Origin of the sequence: Variovorax sp. MSC1_012 (assembly GCF_023667525.1) — a bacterium.
In the GTDB taxonomy this organism is placed as follows: Bacteria; Pseudomonadota; Gammaproteobacteria; order Burkholderiales; family Burkholderiaceae_C; genus Variovorax; species Variovorax beijingensis_B.
Genome location: NZ_CM174443.1, coordinates 806,281 through 830,208 on the forward strand (window position 1 = coordinate 806,281; position 23,928 = coordinate 830,208).

The following is a 23,928-nucleotide window of genomic DNA, read 5'->3' on the forward strand; positions in this document are numbered from 1 at the left end:
ATCGTGAATTTCAACAAGCTCTGCGCCGGCATTGCGCTGGCGGCCGTTGCCGGACTTGCCGTGGCGCAGGGATTTCCCACCGCCAAGCCCATCCGTCTGATCGTCGGCTACCCGCCCGGCGGCGGCATCGACTTCGCGGCGCGTACGGTGCAAGTGCCGCTGCAGGAGGCCCTCAAACAGCAGTTGGTGGTCGACTACAAGCCCGGCGCGAGCGGCATGATCGCCGCCACGGAACTCACGCGGCAGCCGGCCGACGGCTACACGCTGCTGCTTGCCAACACAGGGCCGTTTGCCATCGCGCCGTACCTGCAGAGCAAGCCGCCCTATGACCCGATCAAGCAGTTCACCTACATCGGCCAGATCAGCCAGGGCAGCTACATCGCGGTGACGCGGCCCGACCATCCGGCCAGGGACCTGAAGGAGTTCGTTGCCTGGGCCAAGGGGCAACCGGGCAAGGTCAACTTCGCCTCGGGCGGCAACGGCACCTCGACGCACCTGAACGGCGAACTGATGAACCAGGTGACCGGTCTCGACATGACCCATGTGCCGTACAAGGGCAGCGCCCCTGCGGTGCAAGACCTGCTCGGTGGTCAGACGCAGATCCTGATCGACGCGGGCAGCGTGCTGCTGCCACAGGTGAAGGGCGGCAAGCTCAAGGCGCTGGCGGTGACCGGGCCGGTGCGCGATCCGCAACTGCCCGATGTGCCGACCGTGAAGGAGCTGGGCCTCGCGGGCATGGAGTCGGTCGGGTTCCAGGGGCTGGTCGGGCCGGCCAACATGCCGAAGGACGTGGTCGACCGGCTCTCCGGCGAACTGGCCCGTGCATTGGCGCAACCTGCGATCAAGGCCAAGTTCGCCGCTGCCGGGGCCGAGGTGCATCCGCTCGGACCGGCCGAGTTCGCGGCCTTCGTCAAGGCCGACAATGAGAAGTGGTCCAGGCTCATTCGTGAGCGCAAATTGCAACTCGATTAATCAGACTTTCAATGAGTTCCATGCAATTCCCGTTCAAGCCGTCGTGGCTCTTCGCCGTCGCCGCGCTCAGCGCTGCCGCCGGCGCCCAGGCCCAGGCCGTTCCCAAGACCATTCGCATCATCGTGGCGTATCCCGCAGGCGGCGTCAGCGACGTGGTCGCGCGTGCGCTCGGCGAAAGGCTCGCTGCGCAGATGGGCACCACGGTGGTCGTCGACAACCGCGCCGGCGCGAGCGGTGCCATCGGCATGGACACCGTGGCCAAGGCCGCACCCGATGGCGCCACGCTGGGCTTCTCGGCCATCAGCCCGCTGGTGCTGAGTCCGCATCTCGGCAAGCTGCCCTTCGATCCGGTCAAGGACATCGCGCCGGTGGCGAGCGTGATGTATTCGCCGGTGCTGCTGATTGCCACGCCGGCCAGCAAGGCCCGGGACTTCCGCGCGCTGATCGCCGATGCCAAGGCGCAGCCCGGCGCGGTGCGCTGGGCCACCTCGGGGCCGGCATCGCTCGGCCACATCGTGCTCGAGCAGGTGAAGGCGGCCACGGGCGTGGACATCACGCACGTGCCCTACAAGGGCGGCGGCCAGCAGCTCAACGATGCGCTCGGCGGGCAGTTCGAGATTCTCTCGAGCAATGCGAGCCCGACGCTCACGGCGCACATCCAGTCGGGCAAGCTGCGTCCGCTGGCCGTGGGCGCGCCCGCGCGGCTCGAGAGCCTGCCGCAGGTGCCCACGCTGGGCGAGCTGGGCTACAGTGCGGCGAACATCAATTCGGTGTTCGGCGTCTTCGCGCCCGCGGCCACGCCGCCCGCATTGATCGCAAAGTACAACGCCGAGATCAACAAGGCCCTGGCCAGCCCCGAGCTGCGCGCCAAGCTCACGGCCACCGACAACGTGCCGACCGGCGGCACCCCCGCGGCCTTCGCCAAGGAAATCGCCGCGGAGTTCGAAGGCAACGCGCGCATCGTGAAGGCCGCGAACATCAAGGCCGATTGACCCCGCGGCTTGTGCTCTCAATTTACCTACCTTATAGTAGGTAGATGAGCAGCCCCATCGCCCCCTCGACCGCACTCGCCGCCGGCAGCACCCGGGAGCAGATCCTCGGGGTGGCGCGCAGCCTGATCGAAACGCGTTCCTACCTGGGCTTCAGCTTCCAGGACGTGGCCGATGCGGTCGGCGTCCGCAAGGCGAGCCTGTACCACCACTTCCCGACCAAGGAAGCGCTGGGCATCGCGGTGATCCGCCAGGCCACCCAGCTCTTCAAGGACTGGGACGCGGCACGTGTGCGCACGCCGAAGGACGCGCTCGAATCGTATTTCCGCATGTACCGCAATACGCTCAAGGCCGGCTCGGGCATGTGTCCCGCAGGAGCGCTGACGCCCGGCTGGGACTGCATCGACGAGGAACTGCGCCAGACCGTGCAGGAACTGCGCAACACCCAGGTGCTGTGGCTCACGGGCGTGCTGGGCGCGCTGGCGCCGGCCCGGCAGAAGAAGGGCGCATCGCTTGCATCGCAGGCGGCCTATGTGTTTGCGGTGTGCCAGGGTGCGCTGCTCGCATCGCGCATGACGGGGCGTGTCGAGGACTTCGACGAAGCCATTGCGCAGCTCAGGAGTTCATTGCCTGGCTGATCGCCGGGCGGCATCGCGGGCACGCAGCGCGTGCCTATTTTTCGGCCTCGCTGCCTACCGATTGGATGGTAGGTTTTTGATCAAGGAGTGTTCCCATGAAAGCCGTCATTTCCGACTACGCGCGCTCGCCTTTCCACTTCGCGAGGAAGGGCGCACTCGCCGAGGTGCGCCCCGACACGCTGGCCGCCGGCGTGGTCCGCGGCCTGCTGCAGCGCACCGACCTCGACCCCGCGCTGCTCGAAGACATCATCCTGGGCTGCGCGTATCCCGAGGCCTCGCAGGGCAACAACCTCGCGCGCATCGTCGGTCTGCTCGCGGGCCTGCCGCACGAGGTGGGCGGCATGACGGTGAACCGCTTCTGCGGCTCGTCGATGCAGGCCGTGCACATTGCCGCGGCGCAGATCGAGGCGGGCATGGGCGAGGCCTTCCTGTGCGTGGGCGTGGAGTCGATGACGATGGTGCCGCAGGGCGGCTTCAACTTCTCGCCGAACCCCGAGCTGAAGGAAAGCACCGATGCCTACATCTCGATGGGCGAGACCGCCGAGAACGTTGCGCAGCGCTGGAACGTGAGCCGCGCCGACCAGGAGGCCTTCGCGGTCGAGTCGCACCGCAAGGCCGCCGCTGCGCGCGCGCAAGGGCGGCTGGCGGGCGAGATCGTGCCGGTGCACCTGGCTTCGGGTGACGTGGTCGATGCCGATGGCTGCATCCGCCCGGCCACTTCGGCCGAGGCGCTGGCGGGCCTCAAGCCGGCATTCCGGCCCGACGGCGTAGTGACAGCCGGCACCTCTTCGCCGCTCACCGATGGCGCCGCAGTCGTGCTCGTGACCAGCGATGCCTTCGCCGCGAAGCACGGCCTGCAGGCGCTCGCGCGCATCCGCTCGTTCGCGACCGTGGGCGTGGACCCCGCCATCATGGGCATCGGCCCGATCCCCGCAACACGCAAGGCGCTGGCGCGCGCCGGGCTGACGGCCGCCGACCTCGACGTGATCGAACTCAACGAGGCCTTCTCGTCGCAGGCGCTGGCCTGCATCCGCGATCTCGGCCTCGACGCGGCAAAGATCAATCTCGATGGCGGTGGCCTTGCCATCGGCCACCCGCTGGGCGCGACCGGTGCGCGCATCACGGGCAAGGCAGCTTCGCTGCTCGCGCGCGAGAAGGGCCGCTATGCGCTGGCCACGCAATGCATTGGCGGCGGGCAGGGCATTGCCACGATTCTCGAGCGCGTCTGAGCGCTTGTTCGAGAATGCGCGCAGGCACTACAAAGGAACTCCCATGGCGGCACTCCCTGACGACACCGGCGCCAAGCGCGCGCTGTACCTCGAAGACCTCTCGGTCGGCGACCGCTTCCAGAGCGGCGAGCATGCACTGGACGTGGCGCAGATCAAGGCCTTTGCGCGCCAGTTCGATCCGCAGCCCTTCCACACCGACGAAGAAGCCGCGAAAAGCACCTTCTTCGGCGGCCTCGCGGCCAGTGGCTGGCACACGGCGGCGCTCACGATGAAGCTGCTGGTGGAAAGCGGCATTCCGCTGGCCGAGGGCATCATCGGCTCCGGCGGCGAGCTGCAGTGGCCCAAGCCGACACGGCCCGGCGACGTGCTGCATGTGGTGGGCGAGGTGATCGAGATCGTGCCCTCTCGCTCCAAGCCCGGCCGAGCGATGGTGACGATGCGCTGCCGCACGCTCAACCAGGATGGCGACGTGGTGCAGAACTTCACGCCCAAGTTGGTCGTGCACGCCAGGCCCGCGTAGGCTGCGATTCAGTTCTTGCCGGCGGCCGAGAGCGCGCGCAGCTCTTCGGCGCTGAAGCCCGCCCGACCGCGGGCTTCGAGGTTGAAGGGCGGCTTCAGACGCGGCGCTTCGTAGCGCGCCACGAGTTCGGGATAGGTCGCCTCGGGGTCGCGGCCGGCGCGCTCGCAGAGCCAGCGGTACCAGCGGTTGCCGATGGCCACATGGCCCACTTCGTCGCGCAGGATGATGTCGAGGATCTCGACCGCGCGCAGCGCATCGGGCGTGTCGACACGCCTGAGCTTGGCCTGGATGAGCGGCGTGGCGTCGAGCCCGCGTGCTTCGAGCGTGCGAGGCACCAGCGCCATGCGCGCGAGCACGTCGTCCTTGGTTTTCTCGCACATGCTCCAGAGCCCGTCGTGGCCCGGGAAGTCGCCGTAGCGCCAGCCCATGTCCTGCAGGTGCGCATGCAGCAGCGTGAAGTGCTGCGCCTCCTCGTCGGCCACGCGCAGCCAGTCGCGGTAGTAGACCTCGGGCATGCCGTCGTAGCGCCAGACGGCGTCGAGCGCGAGGTTGATGGCGTTGAACTCGATGTGGCAGATCGAATGAATCAGCGCGGCGCGGCCTTCGGGGGTGAAGGGCGAGCGCTTTTGCACGGCGGTGGCGGCCACGCGCAGCGGCCGTTCGGGGCGGCCTGGCACGCCGAGGTCATCGCCCACGACGCGCAGAGGGTCGGTTGCTATGGAATCGGTAGCGACGAGGGCAGCGGTGGCGCGCGTTGCGGCAACCTTCTGTTCAGGGTCGGTGAGTCGCAGCGCGGCCAGCGCGCTCAATCGGGGGTGCATCCCTACAATTCTAGGTTTTGCCCCCGGAGACTCCACGATGGCCCTTTATGAACTCGACGGCGTTGCGCCCCAACTCGGCACCGGCGCATGGGTCGCCGACAGCGCGGAGGTGATCGGCAACGTGCAGTTGGGCGACAACGCGAGCATCTGGTTCGGCGCGGTGCTGCGCGGCGACAACGAGAAGATGACGATCGGGCGCAACAGCAACGTGCAGGACATGTCGATGCTGCATTCCGACCCTGGCAGCCCGCTCACCATCGGCGAGAACGTCACCATCGGGCACCAGGTCATGCTGCATGGCTGCACCATCGGCGACAACTCGCTGATCGGCATCCAGGCCGTGGTCTTGAATAACGCGAAGATCGGCCGCAATTCGATTGTTGGCGCCGGCAGCGTCGTGACCGAAGGCAAGGAGTTTCCCGACAACTCCCTGATCTTCGGCTCGCCCGCGAAGGTGATGCGCACGATCAGCGACGAAGATGCCGCGCGACTGCGGCACGGCTCCGACCATTACGTAGCAAACGCCGTTCGCTATGCGAAGGGCTTGAAAAAAATTGCCTGACACAGCGCAGGCCCAACAGAAAGAAGAATCCGTTTTGAGCGAGCTGCACAAATTCCTGTTCGATGGCCTGCCGGTGCGCGGCATGATCGTGCGCCTGACAGATGCGTGGCAGGAAATCCTGGCGCGGCGCGCCTCCAACACCGCCACCGGCGCCTACCCGCCGCCGGTGGCCGAACTGCTCGGTGAGATGACGGCCGCGGCCACGCTGATGCAGGCCAACATCAAGTTCAACGGCGCGCTGATCCTGCAGATCTTCGGCGACGGCCCGGTCAAGGTGGCCGTGGCCGAGGCCAAGCCCGACCTGAGCCTGCGCGCCACCGCCAAGGTGATCGGCGACCTGCCGGCCGATGCGCGCCTGCCCGAGATGGTCAACGTCAACAACAAGGGCCGCTGCGCCATCACGCTCGACCCCAAGGACAAGCTGCCGGGGACGACGCCCTACCAGGGCGTGGTGCCGCTGTTCGACGACGAGGGCGAGAAGCTCGGCAGGCTCAGCGACGTGCTGCAGCACTACATGCTGCAAAGCGAACAGCTCGACACCACGCTGGTGCTCGCGGCCGACGACAAGGTGGCGGCGGGCCTGCTGATCCAGCGCTTGCCGGTGAAGGGCGAGGGGAACCTCGAAGGCACTTCCGACAAGGACCACGACCAAGCCAACGAAGACCAGATCGGCCGCAACGAGGACTACAACCGCATCTCGATCCTCGCCTCGAGCCTCACGCGCGACGAGCTGCTCACGCTCGACATCGAGACCATTCTTCGCCGCCTGTTCTGGGAAGAGAAGCTGCTGCGCTTCGAGCCGCAGGCCGGCCTCTTGGGTCCGCACTTCGCGTGCACCTGCGGCCGCGACCGCGTGGCGCAGATGATCCGCGGGCTCGGCGTCGAGGAGGCCGAGGAGATCTTGGCCGAGCGCGGCGACATCGAGGTGGGCTGCGACTTCTGCGGCAAGCAATACCGCTTCGATGCGGTCGATGCGGCGCAGATCTTCAGGCCGCCGACGGACCAGATCCCGGGCAGCCCGATCGTCCAGTAGGGCTTGGCGCGCCGGCTTTGCTCAAGCGGGCTGGCGCAGCACCTTGATCATTGCGGCCAGCCGTTCGTTCGCCAAGCCGGCATTCAATGAGCGGTCGAACAACCTCATCAGAAAATCCGGAAAGCTCGCATCGAGCCTTGCCTCGCGCGCCTGCTTCACGAAGAGCCGGCCCGAACCCGCGCAGGTGGCCATCGAACTCTCGGGTTCGCCGTAGCGGTTGGCGTGGATGGCCTCGCCCTCGGCGCTGATCATTTCGCCGAGCACTGGCGAGATCGAGCCGATCATCCGCGCGAACTCGTTCACCTTCAGCTCTTCCGCTTCGCAGATGCGCACGCCATGGAAGAAGCCGCTCATCGCGCCGAACATGCACGAGAGCGTGGCCAGGTCCCAGGCGGCCGCATTGCCGATGGGCTCGCCCATGTACTGGATGTTGCCGGCAAAGGCTTCGAGCAGCGGCCGGCAGGCGGCGAGCGCGCGCTCTTCGCCCGAGATGAAAAGGGGCGTGTCGGGCCGGCCGATCTGGCTGGGCGTGGCGAGCAGGGCGCCATCGAGGTAGGCCACGCCGCTCAATGCGGCCCAGTCGTCGCGCGCGTCCTGCGGGGTGCCGGTGCTCAGCTGCACCAGCACCTTGCCGCGCAGCGCGTCGGCCACGCCCGGCGCGGCGAGGATCGCGCGGGACGCCGCATAGTCGGCCACGCAGACCAGCACCACCGGGCTGGCCTGGACCGCGGCGAGCGCGCTGGCCGCGAGCACCGTGCCCTGGTTCAGCAACGGCTCGGCGCGCTCGGCGGTGCGGTTCCACACCGTCAGCGTGTATTTCGATCGAAGGGCGCGCGCGAGCGCCATGCCCATGGGGCCGAGGCCGATGAGGGAAACGTCGGTCATGTGCTTGTTGTTCCTTGGTGTGTGATCAGGCGGCGGCCGGCGTGAGGTTCTGCCCCAGCCCACCGTCGACGGTGAGCCGCGCGCCGGTCGTGAAGGTCGCCTCGAAGGCGAAGAAGAGCACCGCGCGCGCCACCTCGGCGGCCGTGCCGTGGCGCCGCATCGGCGTGATCTGGTCGCCCAGGCGGATGAACTCGGCGCGTTCCTCTGCCGTGGCATCGGCAATGCCGAGCGTGGGCGTGTCGATGAAGCCCGGGCTCACCACGTTGACGCGGATGCCGCGCCCCACCAGCTCCGCCGCGAAGCCCGAGGCGAACGAACGCAGGGCCGCCTTGGTCGCGCTGTAGACGCTCAGGCCGTGCATGCCGCCCTCGTCCGCGATGGACGAAGTGACCACCACCGCGCCGCCCGCGGGCATCAGCGGCACCAGGCGCTGCACGGTGAAGAACGGGCCCTTGGTGTTGATAGCGAAGGCACGGTCGTAGCCTGCCTCGGTGACCTGCTCGAAGGGCTCCAGCGTCGAGATGCCGGCGTTGATGTGCAGCAGGTCGATGTGGCCGAGCTTTTCCCGGACGAGCGCTGCGAGTGCCTCGATGTCCGCAAGCGAGCCGGCATCCGATGCGACGACGTGGGCGCGAGGGCCCAGCGCGCGCCGCGCGGCTTCCAGGTTGCGGGGATTCAGTCCGGTGACGAGCACTTCGGCGCCGCCTTCGAGCAGTGCCTGCGCGGTGGCCAGGCCCATGCCGATGGTGCCGCCGGTGATGACGGCCTTCTTGCCTGCGTAGTGGCCGGTGGTGGGGTTGTCCATGGATCGCGTGTCTTGGGTGGTTGTGTTCATGGCAGCCGATGATCCGGAAAGCGGCCCGCAGGGTCGCGCACGTTCGGCCGCGGTGCAGCACGAACGGACGGCCACGCGCGGGCACGTTCCGCCGCAGCGCCGGATAATGGCCCGATGAGCCACGACGCCTCCTCCGACACCCATCTGAACGTGCATGTGCGCCACACGCCTGGCGGCGTGGTCGGCCTCGAGGCCGTGCCCGACCACCGCATCAAGGTGCATGCGGGCGCGCCGGTGAATGGCGCCTGCCGGCTGCACAAGTTCCGCTATACGCGGGGCGACATCGACATCCTGCCCGCCGGCACCTCCGACATCTGGCACGAAGAGGCTGCCAGCACCTCGCTGGTCGTGCGCATGCCGCCATCGCTGCTGCGCCGCACCGCCGAGGAAATGGGGCTGCCGGCCGAACGGGCCAGCCTGGCGGAGCGCCACCAGCTGCGCGACGCGCACATCGAGCACATTGCCTGGGCACTCGACGCTGAAAGGCGCGCCGGCTTTCCCAACGGCACCCTCTACGCCGACAGCCTGGGCACCGCGCTGGCGGTGCACCTGCTCGGCGGGCACCAGCGGCAAGAGGCGGCGCCGGCACAGGGCCTCACGCGGCCGCAGCTGCGCCGCGTGACCGACTACATCGAGACGCACCTCGACGGCGATCTTTCACTGGCCAGGCTGGCAGAGGTTGCGGGGCTGAGCGCGTCGCACCTGAAGACGCAGTTCAAGCGGTCCACCGGCCTGCCGGTGCACGAGTACGTGGTCCATCGGCGCGTCGACCGTGCGCGCAGCCTGCTGGTGCGCAGCGCGATGGCCGCGAGCGAGGTGGCGCTGGAGAGCGGTTTTTCGCACCAGAGCCACATGGCGCGCTGCATGCGCCGCGTGCTCGGCGCCACGCCGGGCGAGGTCCGGCGCGCCGGCTAGCCCCTGGCCGGCGCAAGCAGTCGGGCTCAGCGCGTTGTCAGCGCGGCGCTTTGTCGTCGAAATCGCTGAACGCAATGTCGGGCGCGCTGGTGTTGTGGCGCGAAGGCAGGCTGCGACCGAAGCGCACCTGCGTCGCGTTCAGCGTCTTCACGTCGGGCAGCGGCAGCACCTGCTCCGCGGCCCCGGGCGATTCCTGCCAGCGCAGCTCGCTCACGTCGGCGTTGTCGGGCGTCACGTACATCGAGCGCAGCACGGCAAAGGGCCGCGCGCTCGCCGTGGGCTTGGAGAGCGTCACGTCGAGCGCGGTGCGCTCTCGGCTGATCTCGGACACCTTGGCCACGGCGCTGCCGCCTCCGACGAAGCGCAGGTGGATGGCCAGCGGCTTCGGCACGATGCGGATCGACGCGATGTCGACCACCGGCCGGCTGCCCTGTTCGACCGGGCCGAGCAGGAACGACGAGCCGTAGACCCCGTCGCCGAAGCGCGGCTGCGGCAGCGGCTTGATGCGCCAGTAGCCATCGGCAGGGTAGAGCACCAGCGCTTCGAGCGCCTTGCCTTCCTCCTTGCGGAAGATCTGCAGCATGTGGAAGCCGCGGTCCGTGCGCGCGCCCACGCGCACCGGCACCTGCTGCGGCCGCCAGAAGCTGGGCAGCGTCATGCCGACGATGCGCCACTGCACATCGTCGAGCAGCACCACGCGGCGCGGCTTGAACTTGTGCGCGGGGTCGGTGGGATGCGCACCGCCGTCGAAATTGCAGCCCGAGAAGTCGGGGGCGGTGGTGTCGTTGCCAATGCTGTCGAGGTAGGCCGGCTGCAGCGCTTCGATGCGCATGCGCCGGATGCCTTCGCCGCGCAGCACCAGCGAGACGTTGTCTTCCTCGGCGCAGGCGGTGGTCGTGGTGGCGTTCTCCACGGTGGCCGCGACCGGCGCGGCCGTGGCAGCCGTGGCCAGCAGCCCGGCAAGGAAGAAGCCGCAAAAGCGGGAGAAATGAGGCGGGAACATCGATCAGGTCTCCGAGCTGGGGGTTGAAGGCGTGTCGTCGCGGCGTCCGATCAGGTCGCTGAAAAGCCGATGCTCGCATTCCGGGTCGGAGCACTTCTCGCAAGGCCATGACCAGGAGGCGGGTTTGGATTCGAGGCGGCCCCGTGCGCGGGTCCGGCCTTCGCTGCCGGCGATGGAATTGATGGCGTTCCACGCATTGGAGAGCCTTTCGCTGCCGGTGCCGTGCACCACGGCGAAGGAAAGCCCCGCGCCCACCAGCGCCGCGCGCACCAGCGCATCGGTGGGTTCGCGCGCGTGGTCGCCATCGCGCAACGGGTCCGCGATCCATGGGATGTCGAGCGCGGTCAGCAGGGTGATCGCGCAGCGCGCCTGCGCCGCCAGTGCGTCGGCATGCAGCGAGGTGTCGCCGAACAGCAGTTCGCTGTAGACCGCGGTCATGAGGGCAGTGGTGTCGGCCACCACCACGCCCGAAGCGGCCGCGGCATCGATGCGGCGCGTCTGCTCCTGCGCGATGGCCCGCTGCTCGTCGGGGCGGGGCGTGCGGCCTTCGCGCTCGCACCATTCGCGCAGGTATTCGCCCACCAGCGTGGTGGCAATGCCGCGTTCCCGCAGGCGCTGCGCGAGCGCGCGGGCGAGTTCGGTCTTGCCGGTGCTCTCGGCACCGAGCAGAGCAATCACGCATCCGGCCGGCAGCATCGGTGTCATGCGCGCGCTGCTGCCCCGCCGTGCATGCGCGCGCGCCACGCAAGAAAGCCCGCCACGCTGAGCACCGCGAACACGGCATAGAGCCCGACCGTGAGCCACAGGCCCTTGTGGATGAACAGGCCCACGCTCACGACGTTCACCGCCAGCCACACCAGCCAGTTCTCGATGAACTTGCGCCCGAGCAGGAACTGGCCGACGAGGCTGAGCCCGGTCGAAAACCCGTCCCACCAGGGCACGTCGGTGTCGGTGAAGCGGCGCAGGAAGAGGGCGACCGCGGGCCATGCCACTGCGCAGGCCGCGAGCGCCAGCGCGATGCCGCGCGGCGAAAGCCGGCTGACGCGCAATGCGCTGCCATCGGCGCGGTGGCCGCGCAGCCATTGCGCCCAGCCCCAGAGCGCGACCACGGCGAAGAACACCTGCAGCGAGGCGTCGCCGTAGATGCGCGCCTGCGCGAACACGGCCACATAGAGCAGCGAGCTGACGATCGCCAGCGGCCAGCCCCAGTGGATCTCGCGCATGTTGCAGCCGACCATCGCGAGCGCCAACACCGCGGCCACGAGTTCGAGCCAGCTGACCGGTGAGCCCCAGAGCGCGAATGCGGGGGCCGAGAAGAACTCGGGCATCAGCGCACGAGCGCCGCCGGGCCGCCCCAAGGCGCGAGCGGCCCCCTCGGGGGGCAGCGAGGACACGCAGTGCCGAGCGTGGGGGCCATATATTTCAGTGCGTGACCTGAACGAACACTTCGTTGGGCTTGACCATGCCCAGCTCCTGCCGCGCACGCTCTTCGACCATCTCGAGGCCGATCTTGAGGTCGTTGACTTCGGAGGCCAGCCGCTCGTTGTTGACTACGGCCTTGGCGTTGGCCGCCTTCTGGTCGGCCAGCTTGGACTGCAGCTGTGCCACGTCGCGCACGCTGCCGCGCCCGTTCCACAGCTGCCACTGCAGGATGACCAGCAGCAGCAACAGCACGATGGGGGGAACGAGGCGCGAGCGCATGCCGCCGGCTTCGCGCGCTACTTCAGGTTGTAGAACGCGCCGCGGCCGGGGTAACTGGCGATGTCGCCGAGGTCTTCCTCGATGCGCAGCAGCTGGTTGTACTTGGCGATGCGGTCCGAGCGCGAGAGCGAACCGGTCTTGATCTGGCCCGCGTTGGTGCCCACCGCGATGTCGGCGATGGTGCTGTCCTCGGTTTCGCCCGAGCGGTGCGAGATCACGGCCGTGTAGCCTGCGCGCTTGGCCATCTCGATGGCGGCGAAGGTCTCGGTCAGCGTGCCGATCTGGTTGATCTTGATCAGGATCGAGTTGGCAATGCCCTTGTCGATGCCTTCCTGCAGGATCTTGGTGTTGGTGACGAACAGGTCGTCGCCCACCAGCTGCACGCGCTTGCCCAGGCGCTCGGTGAGCAGCTTCCAGCCGTCCCAGTCGCCTTCGTGCATGCCGTCCTCGATGCTGATGATCGGGTACTTGTCGACCCAGGTGGCCAGCATGTCGGCCCAGTTGCCGGCCGACAGCGTGAGGTTCTCGCCCGAGAGCACGTAGTTGCCGTCCTTGTAGAACTCGCTGGCGGCGCAGTCGAGGCCGAGCGCAATCTGCTCGCCCGCCACGAAGCCGGCCTTGTCGATGGCTTCGAGGATCAGCTGGATGGCCGCTTCATGGCTTTCGACGCTGGGCGCGAAACCGCCTTCGTCGCCGACTGCCGTGCTGATGCCGCGGTCGCCCAGGATCTTCTTGAGCGCATGGAACACCTCGGCGCCGTAGCGCACGGCTTCGCGGAAGCTCGGCGCGCCCACGGGAATGATCATGAACTCCTGCAGGTCCAAGCTGTTGTTGGCGTGCGCGCCGCCGTTGATGACGTTCATCATCGGCACCGGCAGCTGCATGCCGCCCATGCCGCCGAAGTAGCGGTACAGCGGCAGGCCCGATTCTTCGGCCGCGGCGCGCGCCACGGCCATCGAGACGGCGAGGGTGGCGTTGGCGCCCAGGCGGCCCTTGTTGTCGGTGCCGTCCAGGTCGATCATGGTGCGGTCGAGGAAGGCCTGCTCGCTGGCGTCGAGGCCGAGCACGGATTCCGAGATCTCGGTGTTGATGTTCTCCACCGCCTTGAGCACGCCCTTGCCGAGATAGCGCTTCTTGTCGCCATCGCGCAGTTCGATGGCTTCGCGCGAACCGGTCGATGCGCCCGAGGGCACGGCCGCGCGGCCCATGGTGCCCGATTCGAGCAGAACGTCGCACTCGACGGTGGGATTGCCGCGGCTGTCGAGGATTTCACGGCCGACGATGTCTACGATTGCACTCACTTATTGCCTTTCGATTGAACGGAATCTCAGACCGGGGCGGAAACGCCCTCGACCAGAACCATGTTGAAGAACTCGGTCGCGCCGGCACGCTTGGCGCGCGCGGCGCGATACAGCTCGTCGTCGTAGAAGGCCTTGGCCTTCTCGTAGCTGGGGAAACGCAGCATGGCCACGCGCGCGGGCTGCCAGCTGCCTTCCATGGTTTCGAAGCGGCCGCCGCGCACCAGGTACTCGCCGCCCGCAGCCTTCACCGCGTCGGGCGCGACAGCCATGTACTGCTTGTACTGTTCGGGGTCGGTGATCTTCATGTCGACGATGATGTAGGCAGGCGCCACGGTGTTCTCCAGTCTTGTTGTGGGGGCTCAGTTGAAAGAGTTTTCGAGGAAGCCGTTCTTCTTCGTGATGCGGTCCAGCTCGAGCAGCGTTTCCAACATGGCCTTCATGTGCTTGAGCGGCACCGCGTTGGGGCCGTCGCTCAGTGCCTTGGCGGGATCGGGGTGCGTCTCCATGAAGAGGCCGGCCACGCCCACGGCTACGGCCGCGCGCGAGAGCACCGGCACCATTTCGCGCTGCCCGCCCGAGGTCGTGCCCTGGCCGCCCGGCAGCTGCACCGAGTGGGTGGCGTCGAACACCACGGGCGCGCCGGTCTCGCGCATGATCGCGAGCGAGCGCATGTCCGACACCAGGTTGTTGTAGCCGAAGCTCGCGCCGCGCTCGCAGGCCATGAAGCTGTCTTCGGGCAGGCCGGCTTCCTTGGCTGCAGCGCGCGCCTTGTCGATCACGTTCTTCATGTCGTGCGGCGCAAGGAACTGGCCCTTCTTGATGTTCACCGGCTTTCCCGACTGCGCCACCGCGCGGATGAAGTCGGTCTGGCGGCACAGGAAGGCGGGCGTCTGCAGCACGTCGACTACCTTGGCGGCCTCGGTGATGTCATCCTCGGTGTGGACGTCGGTCAGCACAGGCAGGCCGAGCTCGCGCTTCACCTTGGCGAGGATCTCCAGGCCCTTCTCGCGGCCCGGGCCGCGGAAGCTGGTGCCCGAGGAGCGGTTGGCCTTGTCGAAGCTGCTCTTGAAGATGAAGGGAATGCCGAGCGAGGAAGTGATTTCCTTCAGCGTGCCGGCCGTGTCCATCTGCAATTGCTCGGATTCGACCACGCAGGGGCCGGCAATCAGGAAGAAGGGCTGGTCGAGCCCGATGTCGAATCCGCAAAGTTTCATGCCACGGCCTTCAGGTTCTTTGCGCCGCCTGCGCTTTGGGCCTTGTGGTCGAGCGCCGCCTTGATGAAGGCGTTGAAGAGCGGATGGCCGCTCCACGGCGTCGACTTGAATTCGGGGTGGAACTGCACGCCCATGAACCACGGGTGCACGTCCTGTGGCAGCTCGACGATCTCGGTCAGATGCTCGCGCTGCGTCAGCGCGGAAATGACAAGGCCGGCGGCGCGCAGTTCGTCGAGGTAGTTGACGTTGGCTTCGTAGCGATGGCGGTGGCGTTCGGTCACCACGTCGCCGTAGATGCTGTGGGCCAGCGTGCCGGCCGAGACGTCGGAACTCTGCGCGCCCAGGCGCATGGTGCCGCCGAGGTCGGACTTCTCGTTGCGCGTCTTCACGGTGCCGTCGGCGTCCTTCCACTCGGTGATCAGTGCGATCACGGGGCAGGGCGTCTCGGGATCGAACTCGGTGCTGTTGGCGTTCTTCAGGCCCGCCACGTGGCGCGCGTATTCGATGGTGGCCACCTGCATGCCCAGGCAGATGCCGAGGTAGGGCACCTTGCCTTCGCGGGCGAAGCGGGCGGCCGAGATCTTTCCCTCGACGCCGCGCTGGCCGAAGCCGCCGGGCACCAGGATCGCGTCGTACTTGGCGAGCCGCGAAACGTCCTGCGGGGAGATGGTTTCGGAATCGATGTAGTCGATCTTCACGCGCGCATGGTTCTTCATGCCGGCGTGGCGCAGTGCTTCGTTCAGTGACTTGTAGCTGTCGGACAGGTCGACGTACTTGCCGACCATCGCAATGCTGACTTCCTGCTGCGGATGCTCGACCTCGTACACCAGCTCGTCCCAGCGCTGCAGCTTGGCCGGCGGCGTGTTGATGCGCAGCTTGTCGCAGATCAGGCCGTCAAGGCCCTGCTCGTGCAGCATGCGCGGCACCTTGTAGATGGTGTCGACGTCCCACATGGAGATCACGCCCCATTCGGGCACGTTCGAGAACAGCGAGATCTTGGCGCGCTCGTCGTCGGGGATCGGGCGGTCGGCGCGGCACAGCAGCGCGTCGGCCTGGATGCCGATGGCGCGCAGCTCCTTGGCGGTGTGCTGCGTGGGCTTGGTCTTGAGCTCGCCGGCGGCGGCGATCCAGGGCACGTAGCTCAGGTGCACGAAGGCCGAGTTGTTCGGGCCCATGCGCAGGCTCATCTGGCGCACGGCTTCGAGGAAGGGCAGCGATTCGATGTCGCCCACGGTGCCGCCGATCTCGACGATGGCCACGTCCACTTCATGCGCCGTGCCGAGGCCGGCGCCGCGCTTGATGTATTCCTGGATCTCATTGGTGATGTGCGGAATCACCTGCACCGTCTTGCCGAGGTAGTCGCCGCGGCGCTCTTTCTCGAGCACGGTCTTGTAGATCTGGCCGGTGGTGAAGTTGTTGGCCTTGCGCATCCGCGTGGTGATGAAGCGCTCGTAGTGGCCGAGGTCGAGGTCGGTCTCGGCACCGTCGTCGGTGACGAACACCTCGCCATGCTGGAACGGTGACATCGTGCCGGGGTCGACATTGATGTACGGATCGAGCTTGATGAGAGTGACCTTGAGGCCGCGCGATTCGAGGATCGCGGCGAGGGAGGCGGAGGCGATTCCCTTGCCAAGGGAAGATACGACACCACCGGTGACGAAGACAAATTTGGTCATGCCAGTTCCGGACCAGAGATCCGGGCAGTGGGAAATTGCGATTATAGGTGTCCCCTTTGTGCCCCTTGGGCCCAAGGCCATCCCATTCCTGATCTTGTCGGTATGTGAGCAACAATATGACTCATGCAAGATCTCGCCGGCAAACACATCGTCCTTGGCCTTACCGGTGGTATCGCCTGCTACAAGTCGGCCGAGCTGTGCCGCCTGTTCGTGAAGGCGGGCGCCACCGTCCAGGTCGTGATGACCGAGGCGGCCGAGCAGTTCATCACGCCGGTCACGATGCAGGCGCTTTCGGGGCGCACCGTCTACACCTCGCAGTGGGATGCGCGCGAACCCAACAACATGCCGCACATCAACCTGAGCCGCGAGGCCGACGCCATCGTGCTGGCGCCCTGCAGCGCCGACTTCATTGCGCGGCTGGTGCAGGGCAGGGCCGACGACCTGCTGAGCCTGATGTGCCTCGCCCGTCCGATGGACCGCGTGCCGCTCTTGATCGCGCCGGCCATGAACCGCGAGATGTGGGCGCATCCCGCCACCCAGCGCAACCTGATGCAGGTGTCGGCCGATGGCGCCACGGTGCTGGGCGTGGGCAGCGGCTGGCAGGCCTGCGGCGAGACGGGCGACGGCCGCATGCTCGAGCCGGCGCAGCTGCTCGAGGACATCACGGCCTTCTTCGTGCCAAAGCTGCTGGCGGGCCAGAAGGTGCTGGTGACCGCGGGCCCCACCTTCGAGCCGCTCGATCCGATACGCGGCATCACCAACCATTCGTCCGGAAAGATGGGCTTTGCCATTGCGCGCGCCGCGCGCGAGGCCGGCGCCGAGGTCACGCTGGTGGCCGGCCCGGTGCACCTGCCGACGCCGCGCGGGGTGAGCCGCATCGACGTGCTCAGCGCGCAGGACATGCTCGAAGCCACCCTCCATGCTGCGCAGTCCGCTAGCATTTTTGTAGCGACGGCCGCGGTCGCCGACTGGCGGCCCGCCACCCACAGCGAGCAGAAGATCAAGAAGGATGGCAGCGGCAAGACGCCCGTGCTCAATTTCGTCGAGAACGCCGACATCCTGCTGGCAGTGGCCCAAAGCGAGCGCGCGCAGTCCCGCAAGCTGTTCTGCGTGGGCTTCGCGGCCGAAAGCGAGAACCTGGCCGAGCACGCCAAGGCCAAGCGCGAGCGCAAGGGAATTCCGCTGCTGGTCGGAAACATCGGGCCGCTGACCTTCGGGCAGGACGACAATGCGCTGCTGCTGGTGGACGCAACGAGCACGCGCGAACTGCCGCGTGCGCCCAAGCTCACGCTGGCACGTGAACTCATGACCGAGATTGCCGCCCGACTGCCTGACTGGAGAGTCTGATGAACCCCCAATGGAACACGCCACCCAATGGCGATTTCGCCAGCTACGTCGAGCGGCTGTCGGCCCAGGCCGCATTGCCGAAGCGGGCGGCGCACGAAGGGGACCATGGGCTCGACGTGGGCATCACGCCCGCACCGGGCGCGCAGGGCGCCGCGGCGGCCGCCGCCCAGCGGCGCGAATCGTCGAACGGCGATACCTCCGCGCCAGGCGCCGGGGCGCTGCCGCCCGCGGCGCTCAAGATCATGGCCGCCGTGGGGGCCGTAGTGCTCCTGGCGCTGTGGTCGGCCGGCGTGTCGCTCGTCGTGCTGGTGTTCCTGGCGGGCGCGGCTTTCTGGCTCGCCAGCAAGCTCAAGGGACTGAAGCTCTCACCCGGTGTTGCCAAGTGGCAGCAGGTGCTCGAGGAAGCCGCCCGCAAGCAAAGAGAACAGCAACAGAAGCAAGGCAAGTAGAAGTGAAAGTAGACGTTCGTATCCTCGATCCACGCATGGTGGACCAATTGCCCGCCTATGCCACGCCCGGCAGCGCTGGGCTCGATCTCAGGGCCTGCCTCGACGCGCCGATCACGCTGGAGCCCAACGCCTGGCAGCTCGTCGGCACCGGCATCGCGATCCACCTGGCCGACCCGGCCTATGCGGCGCTGATCCTTCCGCGCTCGGGCCTCGGCCACAAGCACGGCATCGTGCTGGGCAATCTCGTGGGCCTGATCGACAGCGACTACCAGGGCGAACTCAAGATCAGCGCCTGGAACCGCAGCGACACGCCTTTCGTGCTCCAGCCGATGGAGCGGCTCGCTCAGCTCGTGATCGTGCCGGTGGTGCAGGCGCAGTTTCGCGTGGTCACAGAATTTGCAGCTTCGCAACGCGGCGAAGGCGGTTACGGCTCCACCGGCAAGCACTGACCGCTCCTCGTCTTGCCCGGCTTCGTGTCGGGCCCGTAAAGACCGGAACTGGCGATTCGCGGCGCGCTCCTACGTTTCGGTGTGTGTCTTGCGTCATCCCCGTTGCGGGCAAGACGTTGGATACAGGCTTTGGCGCATCGGGATGCGCCGATTTATCCGAGGAGCCTCTCAACATGAAAATCTCAACGCGCTTCATTTCCATTGCCGCTTCCGTGGTGGCGCTTGCCACGCTCACGGCCTGCGTTGCTCCCGCGCCGGTCTATCACACCACGCGCTATCCCTACCAGGCACCGCCGCAGGCCGTTCCGTACCAGGAGGCGGCCTATGTCGAATACGGCCACGTGGCCAACATCGAGGTGCTGCGCAGCGAAACTGCGGGTACCGGCACCACCGGTGGCGGTGCTGTGGCGGGCGGTGTGCTCGGCGGCGTGGTGGGCAACCAGTTCGGGCACGGCAGCGGCCGCGCCGCGGCAACCGCCCTGGGCATCGTGGGCGGTGCGCTGCTCGGCAACACCATCGAAGGACAGGCCAGCGGGCCGCGGGCCTACGAGAGCTACCGCATCTCGGTGCAGACCGACCGCGGCGGCTACCGTGCCTTCGACGTGCAGCATCCGGGCGACCTGCGCATCGGCGACCGCGTGCGCATCGACAACGGCCACATCTCGCGCATGTAGCCGTGTTCCGCAGCAAGAAAAAAGCCGGGCACTGCCCGGCTTTTTGCTTGCTGCAGCGGTTTGCTCTGCTGGTCAGTGCAGCAGATTGTTGCCGGGCGCGGTCGGCGGCACCTTGAAAAAGGCCGTGCCCGCCGTTCCACTGCCGACTTCTTCTTCCGTGGCCTCGCGCACCGAGCGAACCGTGATGTCGAGCCGGATCGCGATGCCGGCGAGCGGATGGTTGCCGTCGAGCACCAGGTGATCCGGATAGATCTCGGCCACGGTGTAGATCACGTCCTTGGGGATGGCGTCGCTCACGCCTTGGGGCAGGGCGGCGCCGTCGAAGGTCATGCCTTCCTCGGTGCCTTCGGGGAACAGCGAACGCGGCTCGAGAAAAAGCAACTGGTCGTTGAAGTCGCCGAAGCCCTGCTCGGGCTCGAGCTGCAATTGCACCCGGGCGCCAGGCTCGTGGCCCTGCAGGGCGGCTTCGATCACGTCGAAGAGGTCATCGCCTCCCACCATGAATTCCACCGGTTCGTCCAGCACGTCCAGAACTTCGCCCAGGGTGTCTTTCATGGTCCAGGTCAGGCCGACCACGCATTGTTCAGAGATTTCCATTGCAGAATTCTCCCATGGAGATTACACAACCGCTGCCGTTGCTCGGCGGCCTGAGCGCCGCGCAGTTCATGCGGCGGCATTGGCAGAAGAAACCGTTGCTGGTGCGCCAGGCCATTCCCGCCATGGTGCCACCGATCGAGCGCAGCGCGCTCTTTGCCCTGGCCGAGCGCGAGGACGTCGAATCGCGCCTCATCCGCCACGGCAAGGCCGGCTGGACGCTCAGGCACGGGCCGCTCGCGCGGCGCGCGCTGCCGCCGCGCAAGCAGCCGGCATGGACGTTGCTGGTGCAGGGCGTCGACCTGCATCACGACGGCGTGCACGCGCTGCTGCAGCAGTTCCGCTTCCTGCCCGATGCGCGGCTGGACGACCTGATGATCAGCTATGCGAGCGACCAGGGCGGCGTGGGCGCGCATTTCGACAGCTACGATGTGTTCCTGCTCCAGGCTCAGGGCAGGCGGCGCTGGTCGATCGGCAAGCAAAGCGACCTGCGCCTGCAGCAGGGCGTGCCGCTCAAGATCCTCGAGAACTTCGAGCCCGAGCAGAGCTTTGTGCTCGAGCCGGGCGACATGCTGTACCTGCCGCCGCGCTATGCGCACGACGGCGTGGCGGTCGGCGACGACTGCATGACCTGCTCCATCGGCCTGCGGTCTTCTGCGGCCGGCGAGCTCGGCGCCGACCTGCTGGCGCGCGTGGCGCAGGCCTATGCCGAGGCGCTGGAAGATGCGGGCCCGGCCGAGCTTGCGCGCTACCGCGATCCGACGCAGCCCGCGGTTGAGGCACCCGCCGCGATGCCGGCCGCGCTGCAGGCCTTTGCGCGCAAGGCGGTCGACGCCGCGCTGCGCGACGCCGACGCCATCGACCGCGCGCTGGGCGAGTCGCTGACCGAACCCAAGGCCAACGTCTGGTTCGAACAGGGCGCCGAGGCACCAGCTGAACTGCACGCCGTGGCGCTCGACCGCGGCACGCGCATGCTCTACGACGCGCGGCACCTCTACATCAACGGCGAGAGCTTCCGCGCAGGCGGGGCCGATGCAACGCTGATGCGGCGGCTGGCTGACCGGCGCGCGCTCGGGCCGCGCGAACTGGCGCGCGCGAGCGACGGTGCACTCGCACTGCTGGCCGAGTGGTGCGAAGCGGGGTGGGCCCATGCCGAGTGAGAGTTTCGCGGCGTCCGCACCGGCCTTGCCCGAAGGACGCTTCGATGGCCCCGAAGCCTTCGCGGGCATGGTGCGGGCCGCGCTGTCGAGCGCAGCGCGGCAGGGGTGGAGGGAGCTGGTGTTCAGCGATCCCGACTTCGCCGACTGGCCGCTCGGCGAGCGGGCCAGCATCGAGGCGCTCCAGGCCTGGTCGGCCACGGGCCGCCGCCTCATGCTGCTGGCGCAGCGCTTCGATGCAGTCGAACGTTCACATGCGCGTTTCGTTGCGTGGCGGCGCATGTGGGATCACATCATCGAATGCCGCGCGGTGCGTGCAGAGGCGGGCAGCACCGCGGTGCCGAGCGCCATCTGGACGCCTGGGTGGTTCGCCCACCGCACCGATCCCGAGCGCAGCCGCGGCCTGTGCGGCTTCGATCCGCGTGCGCGGCGCGAACTGCGTGAAACAATCGATGAGTCGTGGCGAGTGGGAGTTGCCGCATTTCCGGCGTCGACACTGGGCTTGTAAGCCAATGCCGCGAATGAGGCCGCGAGACACAAACGGGCAGCGATGCGGGTCTAGAATTTTTTCGTTCTGACATCCATTGCCAAAGGAGTTTCCATGAAGAAGTCATTGTCCGTCCTGCTCGCTTCGTTGATCGCCGCTGCCGCACTCGTGGCCTGCGGAAAGAAAGAGGACGCCGCGCCGGCGGTTGTGACACCCCCGCCCGCTCCGGTGACCGAACCGGCCCCGCCGCCGCCCGCAGCCGCGCCGGCCCCGTCGACCACCGATCCGTCGGCCGCAACCACGCCTTCGCCGGGTGCATCCTCGGCGCTGGACGCCGCCAATGCCGCGACCGAGGCTGCCAAGAAGAACGAAGCGCCGAAGCAATAACCCGGGTGTTCATTCATCCAGCAAAAAGCCGCCTGGTGGCGGCTTTTTGCATGCGGGCGCGGAACAGCGCCGCGCAATCACACGTCCAGCCAGGGCGAGCCTTCCGACGCGCTGGCCGTGAGCATCTGGGCCTCGTGCCCGCCGAGCGCTTCGGCCATCAGGCGCCGTACGATGTCGGGACGGTTGTTCTGCTCGCTCAGATGGGCCGCGACCACGTGGCGCAGGCCGTCGTGGCGCACCGCGCGCGCGATTTCCGCGGCCGCATCGTTAGACAGGTGTCCGTGCCTGCCGCCGACACGCAGCTTCAGGAAGGCCGGGTAGGCCGAATTGGCGAGCAGTTCGCTGTCGTGATTGAACTCGAGCAGCAGCGCATGCACGCCGCTCAGGCGGGCCAGCACGTGGGCAGTCGCATGGCCCAGGTCGGTCAGCACGCCCAGGGTGCGGGCGCCATCGGAGCAGCGAAGCTGCAGCGGCTCGCGCGCATCGTGCGGCACGGTGAAGGGCTGCACCGCAATGTCGCCGACCGCAAACTCGGCATCGTCCCGCGCGAGGTTGAGCCGACCTTCGAAATCGCGGGCCCCGGTGGCGAGCCAGGTGCCTTCGCTCATCCAGACGGGAATGCGGTTGCGCCGTGACAACGAGTGGGCGCAGCCGATGTGGTCGCCGTGCTCGTGGGTGACGAAGACCGCATCGATGTCGCCGGCTTCGAGGCCGGCCTTGGCAAGCCGCAGATCGAGTTGCCGCAGGCCGAACCCACAGTCGATCAGGAGCCGCGAAGTGCGCCCGCCGCTGGTGGCTTCCACCAGCGCGGCGTTGCCCGTGCTGCCGCTGCCGAGGCTTCGGAAGCGGAGCATGCGGCTTACTTCAGGTCTTCGGCGATGACCTGGACGATGCGCTGCGCGTTCGCCGAGGTTTCGGGCGCGCCGTTCGCGTTCAGCACCGAAACCGTGGTGCTCTCGCCCTGGCCGCCCTTCACGAGGATGCGGAACTTGATCGGTGCTTCGTTCTTGTCGGAACTGCCGAACAGCTTGCCGAAGAAGCCGGGCTCCTTCTTGTCGGGGTTCGGGGTCACGTAGCGCACGTAGTAGATGCCGGCGCTGCGGTCGCGGTCTTCCACGGTGAAGCCGGTGCGGTCGAGTGCCAGGCCCACGCGGCGCCATGCGCGGTCGAAGCCTTCGCTGATCTGAACGACCGGCTGGCCGCCCACGTTGGCGACGGTCGCGGTCTTGGACGGCGCGGTGGTGGCGGCCAGGATCTTCGACTGCTCCTGCGTCACGCCGAGCTTGACCATCAGGCGGCGCAGGAATTCGGTCTCGAGCTCAGGATCGCTCGGGCGGGGCTGCCAGACGGTCTGGTCCTGGCGGCTGTTGTTGTAGACCTCCTGCATGCCGCGGTGGCTGATGAAGATCTCGGTGCCCGTGGTCGTGCGCTCCAGGCGGGTGCGGAAGCGGTCGAGCTCGCCGGTCGAGTAGACCGAATCGACCAGCTTGCCCAGCGTGCCGCGGATGATGTCCTGCGGCAGCTTGGCGCGGTTCTCGGCCCAATCGGTTTCCATGATGCCGAGGTTGCGCTGCTCGGTGGTCAGGAGAAAGCCGCTTTCCTGCCAGAAGTCCTTCACCGGATCCCAGAGCTGGTCGGGCGAGCGGTTGATGACGATCCAGCGCTGCGTGCCCGAGCGCTCCATGCGAACGTCGCCGATGTTGGCCACCGCGGTGGGGATGCCCGGCGCATTGGCGGCACCGGCCTGGTAGGCGTTGGCCGTGACCGCACCGCCCGGCACCGCATAGCGGTTCTCGCGCGAGAGCTGCGACAGGTCGGGCGGGACTTCGAGCGTGGGGGCCTTGCCGGCGCTCTTGTAGTCGATCTTGTCGCTCTCGAGAACGGAGCAGGCGGCGAGGCTGACAACGAGGGTGGCCAGCAGTGCAGCTCGCGAAATGTGCGAAAGGTTCTTCAACGTCGTCTTCCTTGTTGGAATGGGTTCGGTCAATCTGTGGGCCGCATTGCCCGCACTCTCTGAGCACGGTTCAGGCAAAAGGTTGCGTAACCTCGATGCGGCAGGGAAAGCGATGGGGTGTCGAGAAGAAAAACGG

29 protein-coding genes are annotated in these 23,928 nt (G+C 67.6%); 14 read left to right on the top strand and 15 right to left on the bottom strand.

The annotated features are described in order from the left end of the window. Window positions 1-3 precede the first annotated feature (3 nt). The 5 genes from L1081_RS03720 to L1081_RS03740 all read left to right on the top strand — a co-directional run bounded on the left by L1081_RS03720 (window position 4) and on the right by L1081_RS03740 (window position 4,348). Window positions 4-972 carry a tripartite tricarboxylate transporter substrate-binding protein gene (locus L1081_RS03720; protein WP_489415244.1) on the top strand — a complete coding sequence of 323 codons (969 nt, stop codon included), beginning with the start codon at window positions 4-6 and terminating at the stop codon, window positions 970-972. An 11-nt stretch (window positions 973-983) separates the two neighbouring features. Next, a complete protein-coding gene (locus L1081_RS03725; RefSeq protein ID WP_489415245.1) occupies window positions 984-1,964 on the top strand; it encodes a tripartite tricarboxylate transporter substrate-binding protein in 981 nt (326 codons plus the stop codon). A gap of 44 nt (window positions 1,965-2,008) precedes the next feature. Beyond that, a complete protein-coding gene (locus tag L1081_RS03730) occupies window positions 2,009-2,599 on the top strand; it encodes a TetR family transcriptional regulator (RefSeq protein ID WP_489415246.1) in 591 nt (196 codons plus the stop codon). Window positions 2,600-2,694: 95 nt separating this feature from the next. Then, a complete protein-coding gene (locus tag L1081_RS03735) occupies window positions 2,695-3,828 on the top strand; it encodes an acetyl-CoA C-acyltransferase (protein ID WP_489415247.1) in 1,134 nt (377 codons plus the stop codon). Window positions 3,829-3,871: 43 nt separating this feature from the next. Beyond that, a complete protein-coding gene (locus L1081_RS03740; protein ID WP_489415248.1) occupies window positions 3,872-4,348 on the top strand; it encodes a MaoC/PaaZ C-terminal domain-containing protein in 477 nt (158 codons plus the stop codon). A gap of 8 nt (window positions 4,349-4,356) precedes the next feature. Here L1081_RS03740 and L1081_RS03745 read toward each other — a convergent pair whose 3' ends face one another. Beyond that, window positions 4,357-5,169 carry a DUF455 family protein gene (locus L1081_RS03745; RefSeq protein ID WP_489415249.1) on the bottom strand — a complete coding sequence of 271 codons (813 nt, stop codon included), beginning with the start codon at window positions 5,167-5,169 and terminating at the stop codon, window positions 4,357-4,359. Window positions 5,170-5,206: 37 nt separating this feature from the next. On the opposite strand from L1081_RS03745, the gene L1081_RS03750 reads away from it, so the two are divergent. Together L1081_RS03750 and hslO are read left to right on the top strand one after the other, a co-directional pair. Then, complete coding sequence (locus L1081_RS03750; protein ID WP_489415250.1) at window positions 5,207-5,731, top strand: gamma carbonic anhydrase family protein; 525 nt, start codon at window positions 5,207-5,209, stop codon at window positions 5,729-5,731. Window positions 5,732-5,765: 34 nt separating this feature from the next. After that, a complete protein-coding gene (gene hslO / locus L1081_RS03755; RefSeq protein ID WP_489415251.1) occupies window positions 5,766-6,764 on the top strand; it encodes an Hsp33 family molecular chaperone HslO in 999 nt (332 codons plus the stop codon). Between the two features lie 21 nt (window positions 6,765-6,785). On the opposite strand, the gene L1081_RS03760 is transcribed toward hslO, so the two are convergent. Further along, window positions 6,786-7,649 carry an NAD(P)-binding domain-containing protein gene (locus tag L1081_RS03760; protein ID WP_489415252.1) on the bottom strand — a complete coding sequence of 288 codons (864 nt, stop codon included), beginning with the start codon at window positions 7,647-7,649 and terminating at the stop codon, window positions 6,786-6,788. Window positions 7,650-7,674: 25 nt separating this feature from the next. Continuing rightward, window positions 7,675-8,454 carry an SDR family oxidoreductase gene (locus L1081_RS03765; RefSeq protein WP_489415253.1) on the bottom strand — a complete coding sequence of 260 codons (780 nt, stop codon included), beginning with the start codon at window positions 8,452-8,454 and terminating at the stop codon, window positions 7,675-7,677. Between the two features lie 144 nt (window positions 8,455-8,598). Between L1081_RS03765 and L1081_RS03770 the strand changes: the two genes are divergently transcribed. Next, window positions 8,599-9,399: a helix-turn-helix domain-containing protein gene (locus L1081_RS03770; RefSeq protein ID WP_489415254.1), complete on the top strand. Its 801-nt coding sequence runs from the start codon at window positions 8,599-8,601 to the stop codon at window positions 9,397-9,399. A gap of 37 nt (window positions 9,400-9,436) precedes the next feature. Here L1081_RS03770 and L1081_RS03775 read toward each other — a convergent pair whose 3' ends face one another. The 8 genes from L1081_RS03775 to pyrG all read right to left on the bottom strand — a co-directional run bounded on the left by L1081_RS03775 (window position 9,437) and on the right by pyrG (window position 16,294). Further along, window positions 9,437-10,402: a hypothetical protein gene (locus L1081_RS03775; protein ID WP_489415255.1), complete on the bottom strand. Its 966-nt coding sequence runs from the start codon at window positions 10,400-10,402 to the stop codon at window positions 9,437-9,439. A 3-nt stretch (window positions 10,403-10,405) separates the two neighbouring features. Next, window positions 10,406-11,107 (bottom strand): AAA family ATPase, encoded by a 702-nt coding sequence (locus L1081_RS03780; protein WP_489415256.1) that lies wholly within the window; start codon window positions 11,105-11,107, stop codon window positions 10,406-10,408. Next, entirely contained in the window at window positions 11,104-11,730 is a 627-nt protein-coding gene (gene pnuC, locus L1081_RS03785) for a nicotinamide riboside transporter PnuC (RefSeq protein ID WP_489416856.1), read from the bottom strand. Before pnuC ends, L1081_RS03780 begins: the two co-directional genes overlap by 4 nt. Window positions 11,731-11,824: 94 nt before the next feature. Then, window positions 11,825-12,103 (bottom strand): cell division protein FtsB, encoded by a 279-nt coding sequence (ftsB, locus tag L1081_RS03790; RefSeq protein ID WP_012748544.1) that lies wholly within the window; start codon window positions 12,101-12,103, stop codon window positions 11,825-11,827. A 17-nt stretch (window positions 12,104-12,120) separates the two neighbouring features. After that, window positions 12,121-13,404 carry a phosphopyruvate hydratase gene (gene eno, locus L1081_RS03795; protein WP_012748543.1) on the bottom strand — a complete coding sequence of 428 codons (1,284 nt, stop codon included), beginning with the start codon at window positions 13,402-13,404 and terminating at the stop codon, window positions 12,121-12,123. A gap of 26 nt (window positions 13,405-13,430) precedes the next feature. After that, the gene (locus L1081_RS03800; protein ID WP_489415257.1) at window positions 13,431-13,736 is read right to left on the bottom strand and encodes a DUF1330 domain-containing protein; all 306 of its coding nucleotides are present in this window, start codon (window positions 13,734-13,736) and stop codon (window positions 13,431-13,433) included. A gap of 27 nt (window positions 13,737-13,763) precedes the next feature. Then, window positions 13,764-14,618 (bottom strand): 3-deoxy-8-phosphooctulonate synthase, encoded by an 855-nt coding sequence (kdsA, locus tag L1081_RS03805; RefSeq protein ID WP_489415258.1) that lies wholly within the window; start codon window positions 14,616-14,618, stop codon window positions 13,764-13,766. Beyond that, window positions 14,615-16,294, bottom strand: a complete 1,680-nt coding sequence (gene pyrG, locus L1081_RS03810; protein WP_489415259.1) for a CTP synthase — start codon at window positions 16,292-16,294, stop codon at window positions 14,615-14,617. The genes kdsA and pyrG overlap by 4 nt, the downstream gene beginning before the upstream one ends. 123 nt (window positions 16,295-16,417) lie before the next feature. Here pyrG and coaBC point away from each other — a divergent pair, with 123 nt between their 5' ends. The 4 genes from coaBC (at window position 16,418) to L1081_RS03830 (ending at window position 19,213) form a co-directional block, all read left to right on the top strand. Further along, window positions 16,418-17,641 carry a bifunctional phosphopantothenoylcysteine decarboxylase/phosphopantothenate--cysteine ligase CoaBC gene (gene coaBC, locus L1081_RS03815; RefSeq protein WP_489415260.1) on the top strand — a complete coding sequence of 408 codons (1,224 nt, stop codon included), beginning with the start codon at window positions 16,418-16,420 and terminating at the stop codon, window positions 17,639-17,641. Beyond that, window positions 17,641-18,090, top strand: a complete 450-nt coding sequence (locus L1081_RS03820; protein WP_209537224.1) for a hypothetical protein — start codon at window positions 17,641-17,643, stop codon at window positions 18,088-18,090. Before coaBC ends, L1081_RS03820 begins: the two co-directional genes overlap by 1 nt. A 2-nt stretch (window positions 18,091-18,092) precedes the next feature. Beyond that, window positions 18,093-18,539: a dUTP diphosphatase gene (gene dut, locus L1081_RS03825; RefSeq protein WP_021008098.1), complete on the top strand. Its 447-nt coding sequence runs from the start codon at window positions 18,093-18,095 to the stop codon at window positions 18,537-18,539. Between the two features lie 173 nt (window positions 18,540-18,712). Continuing rightward, window positions 18,713-19,213, top strand: a complete 501-nt coding sequence (locus L1081_RS03830; RefSeq protein WP_489415261.1) for a glycine zipper 2TM domain-containing protein — start codon at window positions 18,713-18,715, stop codon at window positions 19,211-19,213. A 72-nt stretch (window positions 19,214-19,285) separates the two neighbouring features. Here the strand turns inward: L1081_RS03830 and L1081_RS03835 are convergent, their stop codons facing one another. After that, entirely contained in the window at window positions 19,286-19,810 is a 525-nt protein-coding gene (locus L1081_RS03835; RefSeq protein WP_489415262.1) for an FKBP-type peptidyl-prolyl cis-trans isomerase, read from the bottom strand. A 14-nt stretch (window positions 19,811-19,824) separates the two neighbouring features. On the opposite strand from L1081_RS03835, the gene L1081_RS03840 reads away from it, so the two are divergent. Together L1081_RS03840 and L1081_RS03845 are read left to right on the top strand one after the other, a co-directional pair. Then, window positions 19,825-20,967, top strand: a complete 1,143-nt coding sequence (locus L1081_RS03840; RefSeq protein ID WP_489415263.1) for a JmjC domain-containing protein — start codon at window positions 19,825-19,827, stop codon at window positions 20,965-20,967. Further along, complete coding sequence (locus L1081_RS03845) at window positions 20,957-21,472, top strand: hypothetical protein (RefSeq protein ID WP_489415264.1); 516 nt, start codon at window positions 20,957-20,959, stop codon at window positions 21,470-21,472. The genes L1081_RS03840 and L1081_RS03845 overlap by 11 nt, the downstream gene beginning before the upstream one ends. A gap of 50 nt (window positions 21,473-21,522) precedes the next feature. Here the strand turns inward: L1081_RS03845 and L1081_RS03850 are convergent, their stop codons facing one another. The 3 genes from L1081_RS03850 to L1081_RS03860 are packed head-to-tail and all read right to left on the bottom strand — an operon-like array spanning window position 21,523 to window position 23,792. Then, a complete protein-coding gene (locus L1081_RS03850) occupies window positions 21,523-21,855 on the bottom strand; it encodes a hypothetical protein (protein WP_489415265.1) in 333 nt (110 codons plus the stop codon). A gap of 60 nt (window positions 21,856-21,915) precedes the next feature. Then, window positions 21,916-22,692, bottom strand: coding sequence for an MBL fold metallo-hydrolase (locus L1081_RS03855; RefSeq protein ID WP_489415266.1), 777 nt, complete (start codon window positions 22,690-22,692; stop codon window positions 21,916-21,918). 5 nt (window positions 22,693-22,697) lie between these two features. Further along, window positions 22,698-23,792 carry an NlpB/DapX family lipoprotein gene (locus L1081_RS03860; RefSeq protein WP_489415267.1) on the bottom strand — a complete coding sequence of 365 codons (1,095 nt, stop codon included), beginning with the start codon at window positions 23,790-23,792 and terminating at the stop codon, window positions 22,698-22,700. Window positions 23,793-23,928: the final 136 nt, after the last annotated feature.